At 35.5% G+C, this 26,111-nt stretch carries 25 protein-coding genes; 12 read left to right on the top strand and 13 right to left on the bottom strand.

The genetic code is table 11. The annotated features are described in order from the left end of the window. The first annotated feature begins 123 nt into the window (after positions 1-123). Positions 124-834, top strand: a complete 711-nt coding sequence (locus NK356_RS08295; RefSeq protein ID WP_253316685.1) for a hypothetical protein — start codon at positions 124-126, stop codon at positions 832-834. 1 nt (position 835) lies between these two features. Here NK356_RS08295 and NK356_RS08290 read toward each other — a convergent pair whose 3' ends face one another. Together NK356_RS08290 and NK356_RS08285 are read right to left on the bottom strand one after the other, a co-directional pair. Then, positions 836-1,633, bottom strand: coding sequence for an AraC family transcriptional regulator (locus tag NK356_RS08290; RefSeq protein ID WP_253316684.1), 798 nt, complete (start codon positions 1,631-1,633; stop codon positions 836-838). Between the two features lie 115 nt (positions 1,634-1,748). After that, a complete protein-coding gene (locus NK356_RS08285; protein ID WP_253316683.1) occupies positions 1,749-3,311 on the bottom strand; it encodes an aldehyde dehydrogenase family protein in 1,563 nt (520 codons plus the stop codon). A gap of 346 nt (positions 3,312-3,657) precedes the next feature. On the opposite strand from NK356_RS08285, the gene NK356_RS08280 reads away from it, so the two are divergent. After that, the gene (locus NK356_RS08280; RefSeq protein ID WP_253316682.1) at positions 3,658-4,305 is read left to right on the top strand and encodes a DUF1062 domain-containing protein; all 648 of its coding nucleotides are present in this window, start codon (positions 3,658-3,660) and stop codon (positions 4,303-4,305) included. A gap of 48 nt (positions 4,306-4,353) precedes the next feature. Here NK356_RS08280 and NK356_RS08275 read toward each other — a convergent pair whose 3' ends face one another. The 8 genes from NK356_RS08275 to NK356_RS08240 form a co-directional block, all read right to left on the bottom strand. After that, positions 4,354-5,592, bottom strand: coding sequence for an RNA polymerase sigma factor (locus tag NK356_RS08275; RefSeq protein WP_253316681.1), 1,239 nt, complete (start codon positions 5,590-5,592; stop codon positions 4,354-4,356). Positions 5,593-5,630: 38 nt separating this feature from the next. Next, positions 5,631-5,972 carry a YciI family protein gene (locus NK356_RS08270; protein WP_253316680.1) on the bottom strand — a complete coding sequence of 114 codons (342 nt, stop codon included), beginning with the start codon at positions 5,970-5,972 and terminating at the stop codon, positions 5,631-5,633. A 165-nt stretch (positions 5,973-6,137) separates the two neighbouring features. Further along, positions 6,138-6,539 carry a DoxX family protein gene (locus NK356_RS08265; protein ID WP_034698583.1) on the bottom strand — a complete coding sequence of 134 codons (402 nt, stop codon included), beginning with the start codon at positions 6,537-6,539 and terminating at the stop codon, positions 6,138-6,140. A 13-nt stretch (positions 6,540-6,552) separates the two neighbouring features. Next, entirely contained in the window at positions 6,553-7,173 is a 621-nt protein-coding gene (locus NK356_RS08260) for a hypothetical protein (RefSeq protein ID WP_051934557.1), read from the bottom strand. 65 nt (positions 7,174-7,238) lie between these two features. Continuing rightward, positions 7,239-7,838: a Crp/Fnr family transcriptional regulator gene (locus NK356_RS08255; RefSeq protein WP_034698581.1), complete on the bottom strand. Its 600-nt coding sequence runs from the start codon at positions 7,836-7,838 to the stop codon at positions 7,239-7,241. A 144-nt stretch (positions 7,839-7,982) separates the two neighbouring features. After that, complete coding sequence (locus NK356_RS08250; protein ID WP_034698579.1) at positions 7,983-8,396, bottom strand: hypothetical protein; 414 nt, start codon at positions 8,394-8,396, stop codon at positions 7,983-7,985. A gap of 197 nt (positions 8,397-8,593) precedes the next feature. Further along, on the bottom strand, positions 8,594-9,796 hold the full coding sequence (locus NK356_RS08245) for an MFS transporter (RefSeq protein ID WP_253316679.1): 1,203 nt from the start codon (positions 9,794-9,796) through the stop codon (positions 8,594-8,596). Positions 9,797-9,909: 113 nt separating this feature from the next. Next, positions 9,910-10,866: an AraC family transcriptional regulator gene (locus NK356_RS08240; protein ID WP_034698575.1), complete on the bottom strand. Its 957-nt coding sequence runs from the start codon at positions 10,864-10,866 to the stop codon at positions 9,910-9,912. A 271-nt stretch (positions 10,867-11,137) separates the two neighbouring features. Here NK356_RS08240 and NK356_RS08235 point away from each other — a divergent pair, with 271 nt between their 5' ends. Then, entirely contained in the window at positions 11,138-11,983 is an 846-nt protein-coding gene (locus NK356_RS08235) for a hypothetical protein (RefSeq protein WP_034698573.1), read from the top strand. Between the two features lie 135 nt (positions 11,984-12,118). Here NK356_RS08235 and NK356_RS08230 read toward each other — a convergent pair whose 3' ends face one another. From NK356_RS08230 to NK356_RS08220, 3 genes are all read right to left on the bottom strand, one after another. Beyond that, a complete protein-coding gene (locus NK356_RS08230) occupies positions 12,119-12,730 on the bottom strand; it encodes a response regulator transcription factor (RefSeq protein ID WP_034698570.1) in 612 nt (203 codons plus the stop codon). 5 nt (positions 12,731-12,735) lie between these two features. Further along, positions 12,736-15,726: a sensor histidine kinase gene (locus tag NK356_RS08225; RefSeq protein ID WP_253316678.1), complete on the bottom strand. Its 2,991-nt coding sequence runs from the start codon at positions 15,724-15,726 to the stop codon at positions 12,736-12,738. Positions 15,727-16,470: 744 nt separating this feature from the next. Then, on the bottom strand, positions 16,471-17,118 hold the full coding sequence (locus tag NK356_RS08220; RefSeq protein ID WP_253316677.1) for a DUF1349 domain-containing protein: 648 nt from the start codon (positions 17,116-17,118) through the stop codon (positions 16,471-16,473). Between the two features lie 89 nt (positions 17,119-17,207). Between NK356_RS08220 and NK356_RS08215 the strand changes: the two genes are divergently transcribed. The 9 genes from NK356_RS08215 (at position 17,208) to NK356_RS08175 (ending at position 26,088) form a co-directional block, all read left to right on the top strand. After that, complete coding sequence (locus NK356_RS08215) at positions 17,208-17,945, top strand: LuxR C-terminal-related transcriptional regulator (RefSeq protein WP_253316676.1); 738 nt, start codon at positions 17,208-17,210, stop codon at positions 17,943-17,945. Positions 17,946-18,038: 93 nt separating this feature from the next. Then, positions 18,039-18,392 (top strand): AraC family transcriptional regulator, encoded by a 354-nt coding sequence (locus NK356_RS08210; protein ID WP_034698564.1) that lies wholly within the window; start codon positions 18,039-18,041, stop codon positions 18,390-18,392. A gap of 428 nt (positions 18,393-18,820) precedes the next feature. After that, positions 18,821-20,077, top strand: a complete 1,257-nt coding sequence (locus tag NK356_RS08205; protein ID WP_034698554.1) for an aminotransferase class I/II-fold pyridoxal phosphate-dependent enzyme — start codon at positions 18,821-18,823, stop codon at positions 20,075-20,077. 5 nt (positions 20,078-20,082) lie between these two features. Further along, positions 20,083-20,715 carry a TetR/AcrR family transcriptional regulator gene (locus NK356_RS08200; protein WP_034698548.1) on the top strand — a complete coding sequence of 211 codons (633 nt, stop codon included), beginning with the start codon at positions 20,083-20,085 and terminating at the stop codon, positions 20,713-20,715. Positions 20,716-20,813: 98 nt separating this feature from the next. Continuing rightward, complete coding sequence (gene dnaX, locus NK356_RS08195; RefSeq protein WP_034698546.1) at positions 20,814-21,899, top strand: DNA polymerase III subunit gamma/tau; 1,086 nt, start codon at positions 20,814-20,816, stop codon at positions 21,897-21,899. 38 nt (positions 21,900-21,937) lie between these two features. Next, positions 21,938-22,513, top strand: coding sequence for a hypothetical protein (locus NK356_RS08190; RefSeq protein WP_253316675.1), 576 nt, complete (start codon positions 21,938-21,940; stop codon positions 22,511-22,513). A 399-nt stretch (positions 22,514-22,912) separates the two neighbouring features. Then, entirely contained in the window at positions 22,913-23,992 is a 1,080-nt protein-coding gene (locus tag NK356_RS08185) for a chorismate mutase (protein ID WP_034698544.1), read from the top strand. A 163-nt stretch (positions 23,993-24,155) separates the two neighbouring features. Continuing rightward, positions 24,156-25,082 carry a ribosome small subunit-dependent GTPase A gene (rsgA, locus tag NK356_RS08180; RefSeq protein ID WP_034698541.1) on the top strand — a complete coding sequence of 309 codons (927 nt, stop codon included), beginning with the start codon at positions 24,156-24,158 and terminating at the stop codon, positions 25,080-25,082. 589 nt (positions 25,083-25,671) lie between these two features. Continuing rightward, entirely contained in the window at positions 25,672-26,088 is a 417-nt protein-coding gene (locus NK356_RS08175) for a nucleoside-diphosphate kinase (protein ID WP_034687444.1), read from the top strand. The last annotated feature ends 23 nt before the right edge of the window (positions 26,089-26,111 follow it).

Here is a 26,111-nt window from a genome sequence, read left to right as displayed (position 1 = left end):
TGGATATCCTATAATATTCTATTCATTTTTATATTCTATTTTTGCAGCTCGGCAAATTTTGACATATGATCTTTTAAATAGATGTTAAAAGCTGATCAAACTAATATACTATACATTAAAACCATGAAAGAAGCATTTCCTGAAATGAGATCGGAAACCTATAATCCTCAATACATTGCCGGAGTAAGGTGGAGTATTGTCATTCTTTTTGCTGCCGTTGCTGTTGTTTTACTGAGGTTTTTTATTGATGCTTTATCCGATCCTTCTACAGACACCGCTTCTGATATGATCTTTTTATTACTGTTTCTTATTGCAGGTTCACTGGCGGGTTGGCTGGTGTATGAAATGATGAGGAATCAGGATGAAAAAATCAGTGGTCTGCTCATCAATCATCAGGGAATTCTGTTCCTCAACAGGAATAATGAAGTGCTGTCAGCAATCAAATATTATGATTTGGTAAAGAGTGATAATCCTTATACAAAAGATATATTTTCAGAATCCCGTGCTTCCGGAAAGTACAGCGATTTCAGAAAGAATCTGTATGTTCATGAAAAAGATGAAAACAGAAACCCTCAAAAGAAACTGATCAATCTGGATGTGATTCCACTTAAAAACCGATATGATCTTATCGGGCATTTTCTGAAAGGTGTGCATGTGTTTCGCCCGGATCTGAAAATCAATCCTGAAGTATACAAAGACTTTTATCTTGATGAAAAAACACTGCGTTACGCTCCGGAAAATCTTAAGAGCGATATGAAATTGAAAATCATTACAATAGCAGTCGTTATTCTGGTGATTCTTGCTTTTAGGTATTTCTTTTTAGAGGAAATCTAAGTTATTTTGCCTGTAATGCACTTGGCGGATAGCCGAACTGTTTTTTAAAGGCAAAAGAGAAATGGGATAGATTTTCAAATCCAAGATCCAGATAAATATCAGAAACGGATCTCCCTTTTTGAGTAAGCAGAAAATGCGCTTCCTTTAATCTGCGAAGTTGCAGCCACTGTCTTGGCGGAACTCCGAATATTTTTTGAAAATCTCTTTTGAATGCAGACAGACTTCTCCCCGTTAAGTAAGCAAAACGCTCTATATTAACATTGAAATGAAAGTTTTTATTCATAAAACTTTCAATATCTATTTTATACGGCTCGGAAAAATCAAATAAAATATCCTTAAGCCCCGGATCATAATTCAACAGCAAGAGGAGAGCTTCTTTTTGTTTGAGTCGAAGAATTTCCTCAGAAGCAGGAAGATCTTCATAAGGCAATAATGAGTACATAAATGAATGCAATGCCTTTTGCTCCGGTTTTATATAGGCAGGAACATTGTCTTTCTTTTCTGCCTGATATCCATACTCCCGGCTGAAATCATGAAGCATGGCATCATCAAAATAGATGGATATCGTTCTGATTTCTCCATTTTTAGGAGGATATTTTGCGAACTTCAATAAACTGTTTTTCCTTGCAGAATAGAGTTCTCCTTCTTTAAAAATTGTTTTTGTGATCCCGTCATTCAGTTCCATTTCCCCTGAAAGAACAAGACCCAGACTGTGAATCCGTGCAAATTGTTCTCCTTCCCTGAATTCTGAGAAATGGCAGGAGTAATTGATGGGAAAGGGAATGTTATTTTCGCTCATGGCTCAGATGGGTATTTCTTGATAGATTCTTATTCAAACTTACAAAACTTTTTAGGATGATAGAATCTTCACAGCAAAACAATCATAAGAATATTTTGCTGTGAAGAATATCAGATTAAACCAGAATTGCTTTGGGTTCCAGATAAGCTTCCAATCCGAATACACCAAACTCACGCCCGATACCACTTTGTTTGAAACCACCGAAAGGCGCATAAGGATCATGGGCAAACCCATTAATGCAGATTCTTCCGGCATCAATATGTGCAGCTACACGTTCTGCATGTTCCTGATTAGCAGAACTGATATAAGCGGCCAGACCATATGTGGTGTCATTGGCAATGGCAATGGCTTCTTCTTCATTAGCATAAGGAATAATAGACAGTACAGGCCCGAAAATTTCCTCCTGAGCAATACGCATATCATTACGAACATTGGTAAAGATGGTCGCTTTTACAAAATTACCATTTTCAAGACCTTGTGGTTTACCTTCACCACCTGCAAGCAGAACAGCTCCTTCTTCCTGTCCCAGACGGATATAACTTTGTACTCTTTCAAATTGTTTGGCACTTACCATTGGACCTACAAGTGTATCTTCTTCATTAGGATTTCCTACTTTTACCTGTTCTGCAGCTTTTTTAGCCAGTTCATTCACTTCTTCCAGTCTGTTTTTCGGAACAAGAAGTCGGGTGGGAGCAATGCATGCCTGCCCGTTGTTCATATAGGCCCCGAAAACAGCCATAGGAATTGCTTTTTCAAGATCAGCATCTTCCAGAATGATATTAGGAGACTTTCCTCCAAGCTCTAAGGTTACTCTTTTCATCGTATCTACAGCTCCTTTAGCAATTGCTTTTCCTGTTAATGTAGATCCGGTGAAAGATATTTTAGCAATATCAGGATGCTGTGTAATTTCATTTCCTACTACATTTCCTAACCCGTTGACAATATTGAATACTCCTTCAGGTAACCCTGCTTCATGAAAACATTCAGTAAGCAGTTGGGTTTGTGCTGCACTCATTTCACTTGGTTTGATGACGGCTGTACATCCGGCAGCAATGGCAGTAGCCAGTTTATTACAGATGAAGCTGTTGCTGGCATTCCAGGGAGTGATAATTCCTACTACACCTAAAGATTCAAAACGTACTTTAGAATGTCCTACTGTTCTTTCAAAATCATAAGATTCTAAAGTGTTGATGGTGGCTGTAAAGGCAGAGATTGCATTTTGAACACTCATTCTGCAGAATTGTAATGTTCCGCCATATTCATTCACCATAGCAGAAACCAGTTCCTCTTCTCTTTTGCTTACGGCTGCGTGTAGTTTCTTAAGTAGATTGATTCGTTCTTCTTTTGTTGTTTTTGAAAATGTTTTAAAAGCTTTTTTCGCTGCTGCAATAGCCATTCGGGTATCTTCTTCATTTCCCAGAATTACTTCTCCTGTTTTTTGATTGGTAACCGGATTGATAAGATCAAAAGTTTCTGTTCCTTTTGGCGTAACAAATTCGCCGTTGATGTAAATTTTATTAATCTGTCTCATTTTGATGATTTTAATACCACAAAGTTCGGCAGAAACGGAAAGGATAGGTTTGTTGTATAGCTCAATTTTTCTTTGTTGTACGGTCCATTTTAAAAGCTGTAAATTTTGTTTTTTTGAATTTACCTGTGAAAATGCTCTGTTCTTCAATAAAATTGACTACTTTTATCATAACCAAGTAAATAACTCGTTTTGAGAACCACTCTTAAACTTATTTTCGCTTAGTATCAGTCTCCGTAACCACAGGCTGATCGTTCTTTCGTTTGGGTAATTCTGCCCGAACAGGTTTTTATTTCATCATATTATTTATCGTATTACCTGTAAAGGGTGATTTTATCTGCTGTTTTCGTTTTGAGTATTGATCAAAACTGAAATATACAGCAAGACATGGCTTAAGAAATAATCTTTGAGCTATAATCCGGATATAGGTAACCCTTGTAATGCGTGAATATTATGGAAAAAATCCAACAAAGAATATTAAGCACGATTATAAGTAATGAATACCCAACATATCTGGGAGGTAAAAGCGAAAAATACTCCCTTACTCAAAAAGAAATGCAATCAATGTAGCAGCGACAGATTTCAATGCAGCGATAAATTCAGACTGAATGCGCAGAAAAAGAATATTGATATATGGCTGATTTACCGATGTGTAAAATGTAACAACACCTATAATATGACGGTGTTTTCAAGAATCAGAACAGAATCTATCAGTAGAGAAATATTCAACAAATTTTCAGAAAACAATACGGAATTGGCCTGGCAATATGCCTTTTCACAGGAAATAATAAGAAAAAATAATGTAGAGGCCGATTGGGAAAGTGTAGAATATGAAATTCTGTATCCCAATCTTCCGGTAGAAAATCTGATCCATATGGAGAGCGAGATAGTTTCTTTTCAAATACAGTCTCTTTTTAATTTTAATATGAGAGTTTCAACAGTACTCAGAACCTGTTTAGGTCTTTCATCATCTAAACTGAATTTTCTGCTTGATTCAGGTGCGGTTTATTTTAATCAAAAACCGCTGCAGAAGAAATATAAAATTACCAACGGTGATCGTATCGAGATCAACAGGCATGCATTGATTAATACATACCTTATGGGAAAAGAGGATTTTTTTCTCAATACGGCAGATAATAAATAATTAAAAAAAGCCTCCCGGTTATTGATCGGGAGGCTTTTTATTTACGTTCTACTTTGGTTGTTGTAAAAGGTGAATATGTTTCTGCAAAGTCTGCTTTTCCTGTTTTGATTTTGTCAGACGAATGGCTTCTTCATAATGATGAATCGCCTTATCAATATGAAGTCCGGAATATAAATATCCGAGTAAACCATGATAATACCCGTTGCTGATGAGGTTGAGTTTTTCTGCTTCAACAAGTGCTTTCTCATTTCCATAGACTTTGGAAAAAGCAAAAGTTCTGTTTAAAGCAGTAACAGGAGAATATTCAATAATGATAAGCTGATTGTACAGGGTTAAAATATGTTGCCATTTATCTGGGCTGGCAGTTGTAGTATGCCAATAAGCAATTCCTGCTTCAAGATGGTATTTTGAAACTTCATTGCTGTGAGTTTGACAGGCTTCTATCAGATAATAGTTACCTTTTTCAATCAAAGCCTGATCCCATAAAGCTTCGTCCTGTTCATCAAAAAGAATAGCTTCTCCTTCACCATTGATTCTGGCTTCCAGTCTTGAACTCTGAAAGCACATCAAAGCGAGCAAAGCATTGGCTTTAGGAATGTTGGTAAGTGGGTTGTCAGTAAGAATCAGGGCAAGTCTTATTGCCTCCAGACAAAGGTTTTTCCGGATTAAAAGATTATTGGTTCTGGAAAAATACCCTTCATTGAACAGCAAATATAAAGTAGTCAGTACGGTTTCCAAGCGTTGATGAATATCATTTTCGCTTAAAGAATCTATTGTAAAATGATGTGTTCTGAGAGCTTGCCGTCCCCGTTGTAATCGTTTTTTTATGGTTTCTGTTTTGGAGAGAAAAGCATTGGCAATTTCTTCTATGCTGAAACCACAGAGGATCTGCAATGCCAGAGATATTTGGGTTTCCTGGGAATTGATTGGGTTACAGATCGAAAAAATCATTTCCAACTGACTGTCAGAGATGTTTTTGGTATCAAAGTCTATTGCCGGAAACTCCTTTTCAGTTGTTTTTACATCTTCCTGTTTGTTTTTTTCAATCACGGAAAGATGTTTGAAATAATCTTTCGTTTTATTCTTTGCTACGGTGTAAAGCCAAGCTGCGGGATTGTCCGGAAGCCCATTGATTGCCCAATGCTCAGAAGCTTTCAGAAAGGTGTCGCTGGCAATATCTTCTGCAATTTCGATATGTTTTATATCAAAGGTCTTGCAAAGCACTGCAATTATTTTGCTGTACTCAGTTCTGAATAAATGCGGGGTTATTTCATTGGGATTGGCCATGGCTTATGAAAAGGCTGTATCAAATTCTGATGTTAATATTACAGTTTACTAATCTCTCTCACTTCTACACTTCCACCCAATAGCAGAATAGGGCATTCTTTACACAAAGCTGTGGCTTTTTCAAGAGATTCTGCATTGATAATGGTATAGCCCATGATGGATTCTTTAATCTCAGCATACGGACCATCGGAAATTACTCCATCTGATTGTAGTACTTGTCCGGTGCTTTCTAAACGGTTTCCCTTGTCAGCCAGTTTATTCTGAGCAGCGATTCCTGCTATCCAGTTCATCCATTTTTGTGTATTAGCCTGCATCTGTTCCGGTGATGTCTTGGGCATAGACTTGTAGTCTGCACGAAAGACTAATAAGAATTCTTTCATTGTTTTTAATTTTTTGATTCATATACATGACGACCGATTTTTTATAACGAGGACATTCTCAAAAAAATAATATCAGAATAATTCAGTTGAATGTAAAAATAAAAAAATAAACCAGAATCCTGAGACTCTGATTTATCAATAGTGAATAGAAAATTTCTGAGTATTTTAATCCCATTTATTTTGGGTAGAAACTGCATATTTTCCTGCTCCGGTAAAGAAAAAGCTTAAACTTACAAGCATATAGATTACAAGAAGTTCCAAAGCCCAGCCTCCGAATTCATTAAGTTTGAAAATATTGGCTGTTTGTGCCAGAATAGTAGCAGTGAAGCAATTGCCCGCAAAGATCAACCCTGCAAGACGAGCCCTGAATCCTATGATTAGCAATACAGGAGCTATAATTTCTCCGGCAAACACACCATAGGCAAAGAATGATGGTAAGCCATGCATGGTCATCATATCTTCAATAAACCCAACTCCGTGGATCAGTTTACTGATTCCATAAACCGACATAGGAAATGCGATTGCTATTCTGGTGATAAGTAGTCCTAAATCAATGTTCTTTTTCATATCTTATAATTATTTAAAAGTTATATTTTACAAATGCCCCGATATTTTCCAGGGTCTTTTTGGCATTATTAAACTGGTCGAAATTGGAAGCCAGTCCATACATCATTTTATTCTGTTTTACGCCCAGTCTGATAAACTGTAACCCTCTGGGATATCCGCTGTCATCAATATTCCCAATAGCGAGTACACTGAAATATCCTTTGAAATTTTCTGTCAGATAAGGGGTGTACTCAAATGATATAGATTGTTCCAGGGAAAATCCTTTCTGATACGTAGTTCCTATAGAATAGGAGAGAGAATAGGAGGGTTGGATAATCTTATACTGCAGGTAAGCACTGAAAAATGCTCCCGGGTTTTTCATTCCAAATGCAGCATTGGCACTCAATCTTTTGGTAAGATTATACGAGAGGGTATTTCTGATGAAGAATATATTTTCCTTGTCTTTGGTATATTCCGTATCAAATAGCGTTAGATTGTTCAATTTCAACCGTTCATTCAGCTGATAATTGATATTGTGCATATAAGTATAGGAGCGATGTCCTAAAACAAGATCAGGGGTATAGGAAAGTTTCTGTGCATTCAGATTCAGGGAAGCTGATACCAGAGCTGTTATAGCGATAATTTTTGCCTTCATATTTCACTCATTAAATTTCTGAGAGCAAAATTATTCGGGCTGGAGGGGAATAAACTTAAGAAATCTTAAGAAACGTCAGACAGGTGTTTTTTTCTCAGATAACTCAGATATTCTACCGTTATTCCAAGGTAGGAAGCGATCATGTATTGAGGGAAACGCTGCTCGATATTACGATAGGTAGTAACAAATGTTCTGTATTTGGTGTAGGCATCAACGCGGGAGTGTTCAAACGTTCTTTCCTGTAAAGTAACATAGGCAGACTGCATTTTCAGGCGCCAGAATTCTGAGATAGCCGGAACTTCTTTGTACAGTAATTCCAGATTACTTTTACTGATCTGGATGATGATCGTATCTTCATTGGCCTGAATAAACATTCTTGAAGGCAGCTCACTCAGATAGCTGTAAAGATCATTTACCCACCAGTTTTCAATGCCTAGCTGGGTGGTATTCTCTTTTCCTTTTTCGTCAATGTGATACGCATACAGACTTCCCTGTGCAATGAAACGCATATGTCTGGATACCTGCCCTTCACGAAGCAGATAATCTTTCTTTTTAAGCTGTGTGATTTCTAATTTGGACAGGATACAGTGAATATCTTTCTCTTCTAAAGAGACAATTTCCTTAAAGTGTTCTATGAGTTGCGAAAGTATTATATCTGTATCCATTTTGAAGTCTTGTACTGATAGTGTACGGGGACAAATTTACGTAAATATTAAATTATCAGGACTTACTTACATGAAGCTGTTATACATAAGAAGACCACAATTTACGGGCTAAATTGTGGTCTTCCTCAACTAAGAACTATTTAACTACGATTCTGTTTTCAAATAACCATAATGTAAAACAGTTTCCTTTCCGAATAAGCTTGAGAAAATATTCTGAAACTCATGGATGTATTTACACTTTATGGCGTTCCCGTATATTTTCAGCCCTTCCAGTATTTTTCTGGAACTCAGGTCTATATCGTATTTTATAAAGGATTCCGGCCTTTCATACCGGATGCTCTGTTCAGAACTGTATGTTCTTGAGAATCCTAGTTTTTCAAGCCATTCTTCAGTGATCTTAATAGGCTTGATAGAGTCTGCCGGAACTGAAATACTCTGAATATCATTTTCAATTTTAACAAAATAAGCCTGCTCAACATTGTGAAAGATCTCAGTGATGGTATAAATCTGATTTTTGTACTCGACCAAGTTCTTGATTTTTAGATCTGCTACGTTCATAATATTTTGAATTTTAGTTGATGATATGGTCTCAGATAAACAGCAAATAGTATGCCCGGCATTGTATTGTTAAGCCTTGTTTTGGTGAAGATTAGGTTAAATTTTTACTATAAAAAATTAATGATATGTTAAAATAGTACACTCATAAGCGAATTATCAGCTTTCCGTGAAAAACAGGATGTGGTATGTATGTGGTACTAGTTTTTTACTCTTGATTTTGGAGTGGTATTAAAAGTTGTCAGAAGAAGAGCGATAATAACGGATATCATAAGAACTCCTATGAAGACATTCCAGGAATAAGCATGAAGAAGATAGCCGGTACCACTTCCCAGAATACTTGAACCAAAATAATAAAACAGCCAGTAAATAGAAGTAGCTGATGATTTTCCACGTTTGGCATACAAAGCAGTCATCTGGCTGGCCATAGTATGTGCTGCAAAAAATGATAAAGTAAAAAGCCCGAGTCCAAAAATAAGGATATAAATATTTTCAGACAGCAATAAAGCAGCACCGATAATCATAGACAGGATAGATGCTTTAAGAATATTATTCATGGGAAACCTTCTTGAAAGGCGACCTGCGATCATCGTCCCGAAAACTCCAAAAATATACATCAGAAAGATAAAGGCAATGATAAAGTGGCTTAATGAAAATGGTTTTGCCTCTAATCTGAATGTCAGATAATTATAAACACTCACGAAAACGCCCATCAGTAATGCCGCAGTAAAATATAAACGAAGCATATAAGGATTGGTAAGGAAAAATTTCATCTGTTTTACCTTGAGGTGATAATCCGTTTTCTGTGGATTGAAAAATTTTGACTCCGGAAACAGTTTCCAGAATACAGCTCCCAGAATAAAACTTTCTACGCCAATCAGAAGAACAGCATTACGCCATCCGAATTCTCCTGCAAACAAAGTAGCCATTATTCTTCCACTCATCCCACCGATTGTATTCCCACTCAGGTACATGCTGATGGCTGCCGGTACTGCCAAAGCACTTACTTCCTCTGTAAGATAGGCAAGAGCAACTGCGGATACTCCGGAAACAACAAAACCTTTCAATACTCCGATGGCAATCAGGAGGCTTAAACTCGGAATCCAGGTAGAAATAATGGTGAGAATGGCAGATGAAATCAATGAAAAAACCATCAGATTTTTTCTGGAATAACTGTCAGCTTTAAAAGCAAAAAACAATAACCCCAATGCCATACCTATTGTGGATGATGATACCAGCAGGGAAGTATCACCTACAGACACTCCAAACTGTTCAGCAGCCATTGGCAGCATCGGCTGGAAAAGATAAAGCTGTGCAAAAACTGACAGCCCGGAAAAGAATATACAAAGTTTTATATATCGGAGACGTTGGCTTCCCTGAAGAGCTTTTTCAGATGAATTCATTATGATTTGCATTAAATGCAGTGGTTTGACAGAAAAATTAAGTTCTGTAAATTTCCTGATTATTTTCCGAATTTAAAAATCATTATCTCAATGATATTGATTGGTGAAACAAATCAATGAAATTGCAGACCGCTAATGTATTCTGAAGGAGTAATGTTCTCCATCTGTTTGAAAACCCTGTTGAAGGTAGACTGATTAGAGAAACCAGCCTCTGTGTAAATATACATAAGGGTAACTTTTTCAATATCATTTTCATTCAGCAACCTTTTTACACACTCAATTCTGTGCATATTCAGGTAATTATTGAAATTGGGATATCCTTTTGCACGAATTGATTTTGAAATATAACTGCTGTTAATATCCATTTCTGTAGAAAGTTTTGAAATATTAAAATTGACATCTTTATACAGCTGTTTTTCTCTCATGACATGCTCAATTTTTTCAAACAATTCATCTGCAAAGGGCGCTTTCTCTGTCACCGAAACTGGCTGAATTACTGTATGTACATTTTTTTCTTCAATTTCATGGTAAATTTCAACACGTTTTATTTTATCCTTAAAATAGAGCAGAAGTGATATTACTGCCACATTGGACATCATAAGAATGGTATCAGTAACTCTCACGTCTTCAGGTCTGTGTATCGGGAATTTAAAGCTGAAGGTTTTGGAAATAAGGTATCCCGCAATAATATTCACTAAAACAAACATGCTGTAAATAAAGACATACTTTCTTTGGAAGAAAACGTAGGCAGCAAGCGGAATCGGGATAAGCCACACAAAACTTGCGATAGAATTGTTCCAGAAAGCAAGCATGATGTAGAAATTATAAAGAGTAGCAATAATGATGTAGGAATGTACCATGACATTCACCGAGTAGGTTTTGCGTACAATCAGATACGTATAGACCATTAAAAAAAGTCCACCAAAAAGATACCAGGCCATTATTTTATCCGGAATGATAAAGGTGTATATCAAACCAAATACAGCAAGAATGACAGACATCAGAATGTTATAATAATAAACGAGCTGTCTTTTGTAGTGTTCAATTTTTATGTCTTTTTCAGTGGTCATTTGTGGTAACAGATAATTTTAAATCATTCCAATATATTTTACTCCAGTCAGATGTTAGAAAATGACTGTGTTAAATTATTGATTACTAGTTATTTGTGTTTTGTTGAGCCGTTTCCGGTTTTTCATTGATTATTCATGAATTTGATTTATCAATGCCGATAACTTTGCACCAGCTAGCTCAACAAAGGCTGATTGATGATCTATCAATTGACCTTAAATGATTTATTCAATTTTTAAATAAATCAAATAATTTTTAAACAAATATACTAAAATGAAAAAAATAAAATTACCTCTTGCCAGCATAATGATGTGTTTTTCAATAGCTGCATATTCCCAGGTAGGCATCAATACAGATTCTCCTAAAGTAACATTACATGTGGAAGGAAAACCTGACGTGACTACCGTACCTGATGGTGTAATGGCTCCCAGAATGACAGGAGACCAGTTAAGAGCTAAAGACGATGTCTATTTAGCGGCTCAAACCGGAGCTTTGGTCTATGTAACTCAGGCTGTAACTGCCCCTTCAGTAAAAACGGCAAAAGTAGATAAAGCCGGTTATTACATGTTCAACGGAACAACCTGGAAGTTTGCTTTCGGAGGAAAAGATGATGACATTACCATTGGAGATCTGATCTACTATCATGGAAGCATTCCTGCAGGCACTTCCGGAGCTGCCACGTTAGCCAGTACCTATCTTACTGATCTTCCTGTTCTGGGAGGTTTCCTAAGACTGGATGCGCAATTTAACAGTAGTTCAGCAGGAACTGGAGCGGCTACCACTTTTAATCCGAGACTTTATAATGTAGGAACTTCAGATGTGAAAATATGGGTCTCAGAAATGTCTACCCATACCGGTGATTCTGACAACGGAAATATTAAATTATCACCAGGTGCTTACAGGCAGTTTGATGATGGTGTTTATCTTACTCAGACTCATAATGAGACTGTAACATTTGATATTACCATACAGGAACCGGAACCAAGGTGGTACAGAGTGTATTATGCATTCCGTGTAGATAATAAGTCTACAACCGGAAGCAGTGATGCTACAACCACAGATTCCAATACTTCTGACAACACCAGAGAACTGTTTCTCTCTGTACAGAGACTGTATTAATTTGTTGCCTGAAGATTCTAAAAATACAATGATCCTATGAAATTATACAAAATCAATGGGTTAGCTGTTTAAAAATCTAATGAGATTTGTGTTTTTTCTGGGGCCGGAACCATTTGAAATTCCGGCCCCGTTTTCTTAATGCATCATTTCATAGACTTTGATCAGTTCTGCAATATTTCCAACATTAAGCTTTTGAAAAATCCTTTTTTTATAAGTACTCACTGTAGACATCTGAATATTGAGTCTGTTGGCAATTTCCAGATTGCCATTACCATCCGCCAGAAGTTTGAAGATTTCGTATTCCCTGGATGATAACTTTTCTACAGGATTATTTCTTTTGTTTTGAATAATAAGACCAATCAGCTCTGCAGGGTAGAAATATCCCTTTTCAATTACTGTTTTCACAGCATTTTTAATTTCCTCTTCACTGCTTTGTTTATTCAGATAGCCTTCAGCTCCTTCTCTGATATATTGGATGGCTACATCTTTGTCATATCCTGAGAATATGAGAATTTTAAGGTCATTCTGTATATCTTTAAGCTCCGGAACCATTTTTTTATACTGAGTTCCCGGCATATCAATATCTAAAATAATAAGGTCATACCGCTGATCTTCCAGTTTCTTTTTCACCTGATCATAATTTTCCGCAAAATCTATATTCAGTCCCGGATAAGCTGTTTCAAGAACCAGAGAGGTTCCTGCTCTTACCACATAATGATCATCAGCAATTAAAATTCTTTCATTCATAAAGATTAGTTTTTTTTGAGTGTTATTTCCACAACAGTTCCTTTAGGATGGTTTTGCCTGAAGTTCATTTCAGCATTGATCTTTTTTACCAGATGGATAACCATATGCAGACCTAATCCTTTCCCTTTAAAGCTGGGGGTTTCCAGTTTTGGATTTCTGAACAGGTTCATATAAATAGAAATCTGTTCTTCAGACATTCCTGTTCCTGTATCAGTAATGAGTATGGTGGATTGTTGTGGATTTTCGGTAATAGTAAGGGTTATATTCCCTTCAAAGGTGTTTTTCACCGCATTATCAAGGATGTTATGAATAATAGCGGTTAAGATACTTTCATTTACCTTAGAAAATATAATACTTTCAGTAAGATTGGTAATTGTAGTCCCTTTTTCTTTTGCAATTTCACAGAATAATTTATTCTTGATTTCCAGAATTCTGTTGATGGGATATTCCTTTTCTTCAAAAATATTTTCAGCCTTATAAAGTTCAGTGTACTCTTTCAAATTCAGGGTAAACTGATACAGCTGTTCGGAAGATTTATAAATACTGTCAAAGTACTTTTTCTGAAGTTCCACATCATCAGATTCATGCAGTTTCTGAGAAAGCATGGCAATAAATCTGATCGGAGTGGTAATGTCATGGCTGATCGTTTCCACCAGTTTCTTCTGATATTCCGTTTCTTTCTGCAGGTTGTTTTTTACGACCTCCAGGTGAAGGGAGGTTTCCTTCAGTTCAGAGTTTTTATTATGAACAATCTGTTTTAAAGCTTTATTTTTTATCCTTAGAAAATTAGTGGTTAACTGAACAATAATGATGATGATAATAAGGATAATAATGGACGCAGACACCCTGAAAAGCAAGGTCTGATAAAAAAGAGGCTGGATTTTAAAATGTATTGCCTTTTCTTCATATTTCCCGTCAGCAGAAATCAATACTCTTACACTCAGGGTGTAATCTCCTGGAGGAAGGTTGCTGATGGTGTACTTTAATTCTTTTCCTGTGGCAATCTTTTCCCATTCAGTGTTTTCTTTTCCGGATATTTTTGCTTCAATATAAAGGTTTTCAGGATTGGAAAAATAAGGAATATCAATAAAGACGTCCGCTGTTTTGTAATCATTTTTCAAATCAAGGATCTGATGAAAATACTGAGGCTCAGAATTTCCTATTTTTACCCGTTCAATGTAAATTTTATTTCTTCCCGGATAATAAGTCTGAATACTTTCCGGATTGAAAAATACAAAGCCGTCCATTGAAGGAAATACAAAATCCCCGTTCTGAAGAGCGTAAGCGTTAGGTCCTGAGCTTCCATTAAATTCATTGGTCAGAAAACCGTCTTTTTTGGTGAAACGATAATAAAAAACCGGAGATTTTTTGCCTTCCGCATACTGCAGTAATTGTTTCTTAGCGACTTTAAACATTCCGTTATTCGAAGAAATCCAATAATATCCTTTCTGATCTTCAAGAATATAATGAGCCGACTGAAGATAATCGTTCACGTCGTTTGGCATCTTGGTAAGCTTGTGATTCCTGAAAAGATAGAATCCGTTTTTATTCGTAGTAATCCATATCAGATTATCCTTTGTTCTGATAATACTTTTTACATGGATGTTTTTGATTAACGGAGTTATGGTATTGCTGCCAAGTGTGATAGAATAAAGTCCGTCACTGTTTCCTGTCAGAATTTCATTCTCATTGTATTGATAAAAAATATTGACAAAACTTTTGAAAGTATAGGTGAAGTCCGGTTGTTTAAATATATCTTTTCTGTAAAGATGAAGCTGAGTTCCGGAAAGATCTGTAAAGGTAGTTCCATAAAGGTTTCCGCTTTTCATAAACGTTTCAAGCCCTTTTTTAACAAAAGTTGAATCCTTCTTTTTATATCCGGAATTTTTATAAAACCTGATAATGCTGTTTCGTTTTCTGATCAGAATATTTCCGGAATGGTCATACATCATCAGATAATCGTCATTGTTTCCGAATAGATGGTTTTTTACAATCCCATTTCGTCCGAATTCTGTTCCGTCCTCGGCAATAATCGTATTTTGGCTGAAAGGAAGGGATGCAAAATATACATTACTGGAAAAATCGGCCTCTTTCCTTGAAACATAGAAATTGGAAAGCTGCAGCACATTCAATCCATTATTGAGAGTTCCCAGATACAATTTGTTGAAACTCTCATCATAGTACATGGAGCAATATGAGTGATTACCGATTTCTTCAAAATTGACAAGAAATTTCAAACGGAGATCCTTTTCATTCCCTTCTAAAAGGTAAATATTGTCATGATTGATAATAAAAGTCTGATTGGTAATCTGTTGCCAATAGATTTTAGTGTCAGGATGATTAAAAAGTGTAGGTTTATCAGAAACAGAAAGATGTCCCTTGTAGATAGAGTAGGTTTTTCTTTTTTTCAGATCATTGACGAACAGGTGATTATTCAGTACAAAAATGTAGTTCAGGTCTTTATTGGTAAAAGGAAAAGCAATTTTTATTTCTTTTTTTCCTTCCTTGTAGATGATGGCATTCTTTTCTGTAAAATGATAAACAGAATTTCTAAGCTGAATAAAATATTGGATGTCATTATAGAAATCCGATGTAATGATATTATTGGCAATGCGGTGTAGTATATCAGTACCATTAGAATAGGTCATTTTATCACCTTTAGTAAGGCTTGCCAGCTTTGGAAACCTGTTTCTGATAATGATTTTGTTTTCCTGGAAATTATTAAGAACGGTGATGCTGTCAAGGCAAGGATCTCCTATGAATTCGCCAAAATGAAGATTATTTACCCTGAAGTTATTAAAGGTAATGAAAGAACTCCCGTCATACCGTACCAGCCCGTTTTCAGTAGAAATCCAGATGAAGCCATATTTGTCTTTGACAATGGCCTTTGCACTGCTTTGGGGAAGCCCGTTATCTATGTTGTACCACGTAGATGTATAGTGCTGCCCGGAAATGTTTAGATAGATACAAGCAAAAATTAATGCCCAAACTCTCATATATGTGCAAAACTGATCTATATCTGCTGCTAATGCAATAGACGGTTAATAATAGTATTTGTACAAGTCAAAGTTTTTTTAAAGGGCAGGAACGATTGGGAATAAATTTTTATCATTGAAGTTTTCTGGTCTTTTGTGTTTTATATTTTTTGATCGTGTAAAAATAGTGAAATTATGGCGATAAATTAGTATTGCATATTTTGTTTTCTATAAGTTTTATCATGTATTGCAGACAATAAATCATTCAAATTTTTTTGACACATTATCATATTTCAATAATAAGTGATAAATTTATATTGCATTCATTTTAAATTATCTTTTACAGATCTCTGTATTGTGCTGAATTTCTGATTTGTTTTAGAATTTTATAAATGAGAAATATTATCGTGTCTGAATAATTTTATTAGTTTTTAAATTAATGGTTGAAGTTATGTTTAATTGATTTTGTAGTAAAACTTCGACAAAAAAAAGATGGTTTATTCTACATGATAACTTTGTCAGGGCTTATGGATATTCATATTTTTGCAAAAATATTCTCACAACAATTAAGAAGCTTTATTGTCAAAATAATGATTCTAAGAACACAAACGGTTTTTATCTCAAAAACAAAAGAGACTGTACTAAAAGTAAACAGTCTCTTTTTTTATTTTTAAACATTTAGAATCCCTTTTTAAATCAAAAAAACCTCCCGGAAATGATGGGAGGTGAATAAAATTGACTGTATATTGAAGTGTAATTCAATCGTTATTGGTGGGTTTCAAGCCACTTGAGTCGGCGCTGATCCGGCAGATGTTTTACTTTGAAGTTTTCAAAAACTGCATTGAATCCTTCTCCGTCCGGACAGGCTGCCATTAATCCAACCATTACAGGAGTATTGTCCTGAAGAGGAGCATTTCGCATCATGATATAATTTTTATCATCAAAAGAATAAAATATCTCAACAGCATCCAGTCTTCTTACCGCTTTGATCCATATGGCAGGAGGTGTTTTTTCTAATGTAATAACACTCCAGTCACTTTTATTGTGGGTGACCACTGTGCTGAGATTATATTTACCATCTACGAATTCTACTCCGGCTTTGATGTAATGTTCCTGATCTGTTCTCAGCATAAGCCCCATCTGGTCAAATCTTGCTTTATAACTGCCGGTTATTTTTACTTTTGCCTCAAATTCACCGCCATATGTTGTGTAGTAGAAAGGGGCATCATCTACCGTGAATCCATAATGTGAAACCCTCCAGTAATCGCTCTGTGGCGTTACAAACATAGAAAGGCTATTATTTTTGATTTCCCATTTTTCAGGTTCATTAAACCAGGTCATTTTCTCAAGACTCTGGCTGGAAAACTTTTGAATCAGGAATAAGGCGCAAAAGCCGAAAATCAGTTTCTTCATTCTCTTTGGGATAAGTTCTAAGGGTAAATTATTATTTTAGCAAAAGTATTATTAAACTTCATTTGCGTCAATACTGATAAATAACCATTATGGAAATCCGTGAACAGCTTAGCGATCAATTACTGGATAACGCCTCGAAAAAATGCCAACTTGATGTAGAGATCTATAAACAGAGAGGGTTAGCATACGCTCAGATGGAAGGTGCAATATGTGTGCTGAGCGATATGCAGGAGAATAAAAGTTTTATTTATAAATCTGCAGCTGCAGATGAACTTGGGCTAAAGATGGATGAAAACCCTGCAGAAATAGACTCCATCTGGGAAGAAGAAATGCTGAAAAAGATACATCCTGATGACCGTCTGAAAAAATACATCCATGAACTCCGTTTTTTCAAATTGCTGGATACCATGGAAATAAAAGAACGTACGGCATATAGTGTGGTTTCAAAAATAAGAATGAAAGATAAAAATGAAGACTACAGATGGGTGAAGCACCGTATGTTTTATATTTATTCACCCGATAACGGCAGGCTGAGGCTGGCTCTTTGTCTTTACAATATTGCATTGACTTCATCTAACTTTCCAGATTTTATGATTGTTAATATGATAAAAGGGGAAGTGGTTGTAAAAGATAAGCTTGATTATAAAAATATTTTAAGCCCCAGAGAACTGGAGGTTTTAAAATGGATTGGAGAGGGATATGCAAGCAAAGAAATTGCAGGTCTTCTTTCTATAAGCGTCAATACGGTCAACAGACACCGCCAGAATATTCTGGAAAAACTGAAAGTAAAAAATTCTACACAAGCTTTTAAAGATAGTTTTTCTTAAATATCCAGCTTGAAATATCCGAAAAGCTTACCTTGTTATTTTGTATCTTAATGATTAAATTTATATCTTGAATAAGCATTAGAAACATACACGATGAAAAGAAGCGAAGAAATTACCCACCAGTATTTTACTTTTTTAGACAAGCATATCCAGGAAGTTATTTCCGGCGCTGTTCCTGAATTTCTGGAGCTGAATGAGATCGCCAGAGAGCTTGCTGTGTCCCATAAGCATCTTACCGATACCGTTAAAAAAGAAACTGGACAACACCCTTGTTCCTTTTATGATGAAAAAATTATTGATCAGATCAAACAAATGCTCGTGGGATCCGATCAATCTGTGGCAGAAATTGCCCGTATTTTTACTTATGATCCTTCCAATTTTTCAAAATTTTTCAAAAAAATGACCGGCTTTACTCCCGGAAATTTCAGAAATTCCAAAAAAGTTTAAATTGACTACTTTTTTTGTTTAATATTGTTGTTGCAAGAGATTTGCGCTGGTTTTTGTCTCAGAGTAGGGATTTGAACGCTCAGATTGATGTGTTTTAAAGGCTGTTTAGTGAATTAAAATGTTAAAATAATGAAAAAATAATCTTTTATAAATGAGCCGTTTGTGAAAAATAATTACATTTTTTTATTATTTATGTATTAATATTTCTTTATTGTTTGATTTTTTTATTAAATTTAGGTAAGAAAAAACTAATTAATTCAAAAGCAGAAAACGTTAAAAAAGATAGATGTATATTTAAATACTTTGGTTTCCAGATAATAAGATGAAAATATTGTGTCTTTAATAATATTTAATCTTAACAGAGGCGCTTAAGCCTTTTAAATAGTTATATATTTGTTTCTTTTAAACCACAACAAACAAGATTAAGGATGAGCATCAATTTCACAACAGCAACTATTAAAGACTTTGAGAATATACCAGATAATGATATGGCTCAAAGGGCTGAAATTTTTTATGAATATTTAGACTTTGTAAAGTCTAACGGACACATGAATTACAGACTGAAGAACACTTCAGGAACCAATGCAATACTGAATGTAAATATTGCAAACCAAAACAGAGAATTTGTTAGTTTTGTATCAAGTGATTATTTAGGATTCACACAACACCCGAAAGTAAAGCAAGCCGCTATTGAAGGAATAGAGAAATATGGAACGGGAACAGGAGCTACACCTCTTATCGGTGGCTACTTTGATTATCACAATGCTTTAGAAAAAAGAATTTCAAGTTTTTTTAAAAGAACAGAAGATGAAGCCGTAGTATTTACTACCGGATATACTGCTAATAGCGCTAGTTTACAGTGTTTAATGCAGAAAGAAGATCTTGCTATTTTAGACATGGCAGTGCATGCCAGTGTACATGAAGGATGTGCTTTTACCAATAAAAAAACATTTCCGCACAATAATTTAGAATCTTTGGAACACATTTTGAAGGTATCTGAAAATCTGTACCGTACGAAACTCGTTATTGTGGACGGAGTGTATTCCCAGGATGGTGATACTTCCCGTATTAATGAGATCTATAACCTTGTGAAAAAGTACAATGCCTTTCTAATGGTAGACGACGTACATGGTGTCGGCATCCTTGGAGAAACCGGAAGAGGTACTTTGGAACAGGCTGGGTTATTGGATAAAGTAGACATCATCACAGGTACATTCAGCAAAACATTTGGAAATCTGGGAGGTTATGTCATTGCAGATAAAAAAATAGCTGCCTTTATAAGATTCCATTCACGCCAGCAGATCTTCTCAGCCACAGCTCCACCATCATCCGCAGGAATTGTTAAAGCCATTGATTTAATTGACGAAGAACCTATCTGGAGAGAAAAACTCTGGGATAACATCAATTATTTCAAAAAAGGACTTGACGATTTAGGATTAGATACAGGAGTTACCTGCTCTGCGATCGTTCCCGTAAAAATTGGAGATCCTTATGTAACAGGTGATGTAGGAAAACTACTAATAGAAATGGGAATCTATACCAACCCGATTCTTTATCCGGCTGTACCAAGAAAAGACGCACGTATCAGGATGAGTGTAACGGCAAGACACGAAAAAGAACATCTCGACAAAACGCTTAATGCGTTTGATGATATTAATAAAAAATTGCATATTGCGAAAAAATAATAATTATGCCTAGAAAAGTAGTGCAGGGCCCCATTAGGGACAAAGAAAAAACAAAGCAGAAACTGCTTGCTGCAGTTGGTAAAATTTTAAGAGTAAAAGGATATTCCGGATTAAAAGTAAGCAAGATTGCTGCCGTTGCCGGATTTGATAAAAAATTGATCTATGAGTACTTTGGAAGTACTGATAAACTGATCGATGAGTATATCAAATCTCAGGATTACTGGAGCCAGGTCAACCAGGATGTTGATATGGATTTCTCGGACGGTGGGCACGAACTTACTAAAATGGTAGTATTGAACCAGTTCGAAAACCTGAAGAAAAATAAAGAACTTCAGAAGATCATCCTTTGGGAGCTTTCGGAAAGTAAGCCTATTCTTAAGAAATTGGTTGAACAACGTGAAGAAGTAGGAGAGGTTTTATTTGGAAACATCTCAGATCCTTACTTTGGTGAAGGAGTAGCAACGAGACACAGAGCAATTATGGCTTTGATTGTGTCTGGAGCTTACTATCTCAACCTTTATACAGGATACAACGCCAATAAGTTTTGTGGTATCGATCTGAAAACTGAAGAAGGAAGAAAAGAGGTTGAAGCCGCTATTGTTGAGTTGATCGACTTTGCATACAGCAAAAAGAAATAGAAATTAAAAGTTTTCCGATTTGAGCAGAAATACGTTTTTGTTAATAATTTGAAAACTTTTAATTTTCAAATTAAAACTATATTTCTTACTTTTGGCCAATGGAAAATTTTATAGTATCTGCAAGAAAATATCGTCCTCAAGAGTTTGATACGGTTGTGGGGCAATCTCATATTACGGATACTTTAGAACATGCAATTGAAGAAAGTCAATTAGCTCAGGCATTACTTTTTTGTGGTCCTCGTGGTGTGGGTAAAACTACCTGTGCCAGAATTCTCGCAAGAAAGATCAATGAGAAAGATGGCTCGGTTTCAGAAGATGGCTTTGCTTACAATATCTATGAACTGGATGCTGCATCCAATAACTCTGTAGATGATATCAGAGAACTTATAGATCAGGTACGTTTTGCACCTCAGGTTGGTAAATACAAAGTATATATCATTGATGAGGTTCATATGCTGTCTTCTGCCGCTTTCAATGCTTTCCTGAAAACGCTGGAAGAGCCGCCTGCTCATGCTATTTTTATTTTGGCTACCACGGAGAAGCATAAAATTATTCCAACAATTTTATCCCGTTGTCAGATTTATGACTTCAAGAGAATTACCATTGAAGACATCCAGAATCATCTGAAAAATATTGCCCAAAAAGAAAATATCCAGTATGAAGATGACGCACTGTATCTGATTGCTCAGAAAGCTGATGGCGCATTAAGAGATGCACTTTCTATCTTCGACAGACTTTCTACCTTCTCCCAGAAAAATATTACCTTGGCAAAAGCTGCCGAAGTACTCAACATTCTGGATTATGATCAATATCTGAACATTGTGGATCTCGCCAAGGAAAACAAAATTCCTGAAGTGCTTTTCGCATTCAATGAGATTGTAAAGAAAGGTTTTGATCCCCATATTTTCATTGCCGGATTAGGAAATCATTTCAGAGATCTGATGATGGCACAGAATGCTTCCACCATGGAACTCATTGAAGTAGGAGAGAAAACCAAGGCTAAATTTGTAGAGCAAGGACAGAAATGGGCCGCCCAGCAGCTTATTGATGGTATTGAGATCTGTAACCATGCAGATATTAATTATAAGAATTCCAAAAACCCAAGACTTACGGTTGAAATTGCATTAATGCAGCTGGCTTCACTGACAGCTAATTTAGGCGATACTAAAAAAAAAAGTTCCTGATACTGGCTCCGTTTCTCAGTGAGAAGCAGGAAGTGAAGATGCCGGAAAAAGCCCAGGAGAAGAAAGAAGTTAAAGCAGAACAACAACCTGCAGCTTCTCAGGCAGTTCAGGAAGTTTCAGTAACAAAAACCACCAAGCCATTGTCAAGACCGGGAATCTCTTCCGGTTTCAGCATCAATTCCTTTTTGAATAAAGAAGATAAAGTAGAAACAACAGAAGATGTTGTGGTAAAAACTGATAATCTTCCTCAGAACCATTTTACAGATACAGATCTGCAGGTGGAATGGAAAATTATGCTTAAACAGCTTCAGGTAAAAAATAATTTTGTATTTAATGCAGTCAAGACCTTCAAACTGGTAAAAGCTGAAGAGCATAAAATCAAAGTTTTGTTCCCTTCAGATTCTGCAAAAGTAGAATTTGATAAAATAAGTGGAGAATTTTTTAATCATTTTAAAAGAAAAATTCAGAATCATATTATTGAGGTAGAATACGTCAGAGACGTTGAAAATCTGAAGATTGAGGTGGTGACGAAAAGAAAAATGTTTGAAAAATTTATAGAAAAAAATCCACTTTTGAAAGATCTTGATGATTTAATGAAGTTTGATTTGACATAATTTTTATATATTTGTCAAATATTTCTGTCGAAAATAAGTTTTTGACAAAAGCAAATTACAACCAGAAACGCTAAATAAAGACATTTCCAGAATAAAATGGAAAATTTGACTAACACATATCAGTCTTTCTTTGCACCCGCTAATTACTTCTTTAGCGGTTATTTTAGTTTTTCTGCTTCTTATTATAGAAATTTCAGAACGTATTACCGATTTTATTGGTACTGTTAACTGAATTTCTTTCCAAAAAATACAGGAGAAGTAGAGCCCTATTATTTTCCTGATTCCTTTAAACAATTTTGAACGGCATTTTTTGAAAAGAATTATAAATTAAATTTTATAATCCAAAGGGCTATTGCTGTTAACGAAAAAATTATATAAAAAACAATAAAATTTAAAATAATGAATTTAAATGATTTAAAAAACGAGTGGATCAATGAGCTTACACAGCCTCTAATGATTGCGGGACCATGTAGTGCGGAAAGTGAAGCTCAGATGCTTGAAACTGCAAGGAGAATTAAAGAATCTAATGCCAATGTATCCGTTTTCCGTGCAGGAATCTGGAAACCCCGTACCAAACCAAACGGTTTTGAAGGAGTAGGAGTGATCGGTTTGAACTGGCTAAAAAAAGTAAAAGAAGAGTACGGTTTTAAAACAGCGACTGAAGTAGCCAACGCTCACCATGTGTTCGCAGCTCTGGAAGCAGACGTAGATGTTCTTTGGATTGGAGCACGTTCTACAGTGAACCCGTTTACAGTACAGGAAATTGCGATGGCTTTAAGAGGTACGGATAAACCTGTATTCGTGAAAAACCCTGTTAACCCGGATCTTGCATTATGGATTGGAGCTTTGGAAAGACTTTTAGGACAAGACATTAAAAACCTTGGAGTTATTCACAGAGGATTTTCAACATACCAGAAAACAAAATACAGAAACAATCCGAACTGGCAGATTGCCCTTGATTTCAAGAGTCAGTTTCCAAATATTCCAATGTTAATCGACCCTTCTCACATCTGCGGAAACAGAACTGGTCTTGCTGATATTACACAGGAAGCACTTAACGTAGGATACCAGGGAGCGATCATTGAATCACATTGCAATCCTGATGAGGCATGGAGTGATGCTTCTCAGCAGATTACCCCTGAAGTTCTTGCAGATCTTATCGGGAATCTGAAAGTAAGAAGTTCCAATCTTGCAGGTTTTGAAGGAGAAATGGGAAGACACAGAACTTTGATTTCTGATCTTGACTTCCAGTTAATTGAACTTCTTTCTCAAAGAATGAAAATTTCTGAGAAAATCGGTAAACTTAAAAAGGAAAATGATATTGCAATCTTCCAGCCTGAACGTTGGAAAGTGATCACTGAATACGCTACCCAAAAAGCAAAAGAAACTGGAATGTCTCAGGAATTTATTGAAAAAGTATTCAAAGCGATTCATGAAGAATCTATTGAAGTACAGAATAATATTATGATTGAGAGATAAGCTGTGGATAAAAAGTAAAAGAGACTAATACTTTTACTAAATTTTCAGCTAAAAAATAAATTAGGGCTTAGACATCAGCATTTAGGGCAATTGAAACATGTGTTTTTAAACCTATTTCCTGAATGCTAAGCCCTAATTGCGTATATTTGCACCAGCATTATCTATGAAAGGAAAAATCATTAAATCTACAGGCAGTTGGTACCAGGTTTTGGAATTGGAAACAAATAAAATTTTCGAGGCCAGAATCCGGGGGAAATTCAAATTAATAAAAACCAGACTTACCAATCCACTCGCTGTAGGAGATTTTGTTGAGTTTCAGCTGGAGCAGGATGATATCGCATGGATCACAAAAATTGAACCGCGCTCCAATTATCTGATCAGAAAATCAGTTAACCTTTCAAAAGAAGCCCATATTATTGCATCCAATATTGATTTGGCATGCTTTATCTTCACTCTGAAACATCCTGAAACATCTTTAGGATTTCTGGACAGGTTTCTGGCATGTTGTGAAGCCTATAATATTACCCCGCTCATTCTTTTTAATAAGATCGATGTTTTACACGAAGAAGAAATTGAAATTGTAAAGGATATTGAATTCCTATATCAGGAAATTGGATATGATACTTTGGAAATTTCTTCCTATTCGAAATTGAATCTTGATCAGCTTCAGGAGATTCTTAAAGATAAAACTTCAGTATTTTTCGGCCACTCAGGTTGTGGAAAATCTACTTTGGTGAATGCTTTACAGCCAGGATTAAATTTAAAAACATCTGAAATTTCAGATACGCACCTGAAAGGAAAACATACCACAACTTTTGCGCAGATGCATTTCTGGCATTTTGGTGGAAATGTTATTGATACTCCTGGTGTCCGTGAATTTGCAATGATTGATATTGAAAAAGAAGAAGTACAACATTATTTCCCCGAGATTTTCAAGAAGAGAGAAGAATGCAAATTTCATAACTGTCTTCACATTAATGAACCGAAATGTGCCGTTATCGATGCGCTTGAAACGGGCGAGATTCAACATTCCCGCTATGCTACGTATATTAAATTGATGGATGAAGCAGAAGAAGCTTCCCAAAAATAATCAGTAACAGACATTCTCTTTTTTAACAGCTACAGATTAATTCGGACAATCTGTACTATTTTATGTATCACTATATCAGAATAATATTCTAAAAAATCATTTCTTTAAAGATTGGATTTAATCCTGTTTTGAAATGTGTATTTTTTAAACTTATTTTTTTAAGTTTTTGATGAAAAAAAATCTCTTTTTAGATAACTCTACTTTCTGACACTCTTTTTTTGGCACATAACTCCACTTTTGTCACATTTTTGCCAATCTGAAAAATGATATTACTCGATTTTTGGATATTGTATTAATTTCAATAAAAGTTCAAATAATGTTGTATATGGATTTATTTGGGTTGAAAAATTATTAAATTGATAAAAATACAGGGTGTTTTTTGAAAATAAAAAACCCAGCCGAAGCTGGGTAAAAACTAATAACCATGAAAACTCAAATTAAACATGAGAATCGCAATAGAATAAACAATTACTGTGCCAAAGTTTAGTTTACGATTTCTTAATAAAAGTTATTTTTATGTTAAAAAAAAATTAAAATAAAAATCAAAGATATTTTTTGTAATTTTGCGCCATTAAAAAAATATACATTTATGTCTAACATTACATTCACTATGATTAAGCCTGATGCTGTTGCTGACGGACATATCGGTGCTATATTGGGTAAGATTGCTGAAGGAGGTTTTAAAATCAAAGCTTTAAAATTAACTCAGCTTACAGTTGCTGATGCAAAAAAATTCTATGAAGTACACGCTGAAAGACCATTTTATGGAGAATTAGTAGAATTCATGAGCTCTGGTCCTATCGTTGCTGCAGTTTTAGAAAAAGACAATGCAGTTGAAGACTTCAGAACATTAATTGGTGCTACTAACCCTGCAGAAGCTGCAGAAGGTACTATCAGAAAAATGTTTGCAAGAAGCATCGGAGAAAATGCTGTTCACGGTTCAGATTCTGACGAGAATGCATTAATCGAAGCTCAATTCCATTTTTCAGGAAGAGAGATTTTCTAAGAAAATCATCTTACAAAATAAAG

Origin of the sequence: Chryseobacterium sp. S0630 (assembly GCF_024158915.1) — a bacterium.
In the GTDB taxonomy this organism is placed as follows: domain Bacteria; phylum Bacteroidota; class Bacteroidia; order Flavobacteriales; family Weeksellaceae; genus Chryseobacterium.
This window is presented reverse-complemented; position numbering and strand designations above follow the sequence as displayed.

Coding starts and splice junctions, on each gene's coding strand:
- NK356_RS08295 (WP_253316685.1), top strand. CDS start 124: ATGAAAGAAGCATTTCCTGAAATGAGATCGGAAACCTATAATCCTCAA.
- NK356_RS08290 (WP_253316684.1), bottom strand. CDS start 1,633: ATGAGCGAAAATAACATTCCCTTTCCCATCAATTACTCCTGCCATTTC.
- NK356_RS08280 (WP_253316682.1), top strand. CDS start 3,658: ATGAATACCCAACATATCTGGGAGGTAAAAGCGAAAAATACTCCCTTA.
- NK356_RS08275 (WP_253316681.1), bottom strand. CDS start 5,592: ATGGCCAATCCCAATGAAATAACCCCGCATTTATTCAGAACTGAGTAC.
- NK356_RS08270 (WP_253316680.1), bottom strand. CDS start 5,972: ATGAAAGAATTCTTATTAGTCTTTCGTGCAGACTACAAGTCTATGCCC.
- NK356_RS08265 (WP_034698583.1), bottom strand. CDS start 6,539: ATGAAAAAGAACATTGATTTAGGACTACTTATCACCAGAATAGCAATC.
- NK356_RS08260 (WP_051934557.1), bottom strand. CDS start 7,173: ATGAAGGCAAAAATTATCGCTATAACAGCTCTGGTATCAGCTTCCCTG.
- NK356_RS08255 (WP_034698581.1), bottom strand. CDS start 7,838: ATGGATACAGATATAATACTTTCGCAACTCATAGAACACTTTAAGGAA.
- NK356_RS08250 (WP_034698579.1), bottom strand. CDS start 8,396: ATGAACGTAGCAGATCTAAAAATCAAGAACTTGGTCGAGTACAAAAAT.
- NK356_RS08245 (WP_253316679.1), bottom strand. CDS start 9,796: ATGAATTCATCTGAAAAAGCTCTTCAGGGAAGCCAACGTCTCCGATAT.
- NK356_RS08240 (WP_034698575.1), bottom strand. CDS start 10,866: ATGACCACTGAAAAAGACATAAAAATTGAACACTACAAAAGACAGCTC.
- NK356_RS08235 (WP_034698573.1), top strand. CDS start 11,138: ATGAAAAAAATAAAATTACCTCTTGCCAGCATAATGATGTGTTTTTCA.
- NK356_RS08230 (WP_034698570.1), bottom strand. CDS start 12,730: ATGAATGAAAGAATTTTAATTGCTGATGATCATTATGTGGTAAGAGCA.
- NK356_RS08225 (WP_253316678.1), bottom strand. CDS start 15,726: ATGAGAGTTTGGGCATTAATTTTTGCTTGTATCTATCTAAACATTTCC.
- NK356_RS08220 (WP_253316677.1), bottom strand. CDS start 17,118: ATGAAGAAACTGATTTTCGGCTTTTGCGCCTTATTCCTGATTCAAAAG.
- NK356_RS08215 (WP_253316676.1), top strand. CDS start 17,208: ATGGAAATCCGTGAACAGCTTAGCGATCAATTACTGGATAACGCCTCG.
- NK356_RS08210 (WP_034698564.1), top strand. CDS start 18,039: ATGAAAAGAAGCGAAGAAATTACCCACCAGTATTTTACTTTTTTAGAC.
- NK356_RS08205 (WP_034698554.1), top strand. CDS start 18,821: ATGAGCATCAATTTCACAACAGCAACTATTAAAGACTTTGAGAATATA.
- NK356_RS08200 (WP_034698548.1), top strand. CDS start 20,083: ATGCCTAGAAAAGTAGTGCAGGGCCCCATTAGGGACAAAGAAAAAACA.
- dnaX (WP_034698546.1), top strand. CDS start 20,814: ATGGAAAATTTTATAGTATCTGCAAGAAAATATCGTCCTCAAGAGTTT.
- NK356_RS08190 (WP_253316675.1), top strand. CDS start 21,938: ATGCCGGAAAAAGCCCAGGAGAAGAAAGAAGTTAAAGCAGAACAACAA.
- NK356_RS08185 (WP_034698544.1), top strand. CDS start 22,913: ATGAATTTAAATGATTTAAAAAACGAGTGGATCAATGAGCTTACACAG.
- rsgA (WP_034698541.1), top strand. CDS start 24,156: ATGAAAGGAAAAATCATTAAATCTACAGGCAGTTGGTACCAGGTTTTG.
- NK356_RS08175 (WP_034687444.1), top strand. CDS start 25,672: ATGTCTAACATTACATTCACTATGATTAAGCCTGATGCTGTTGCTGAC.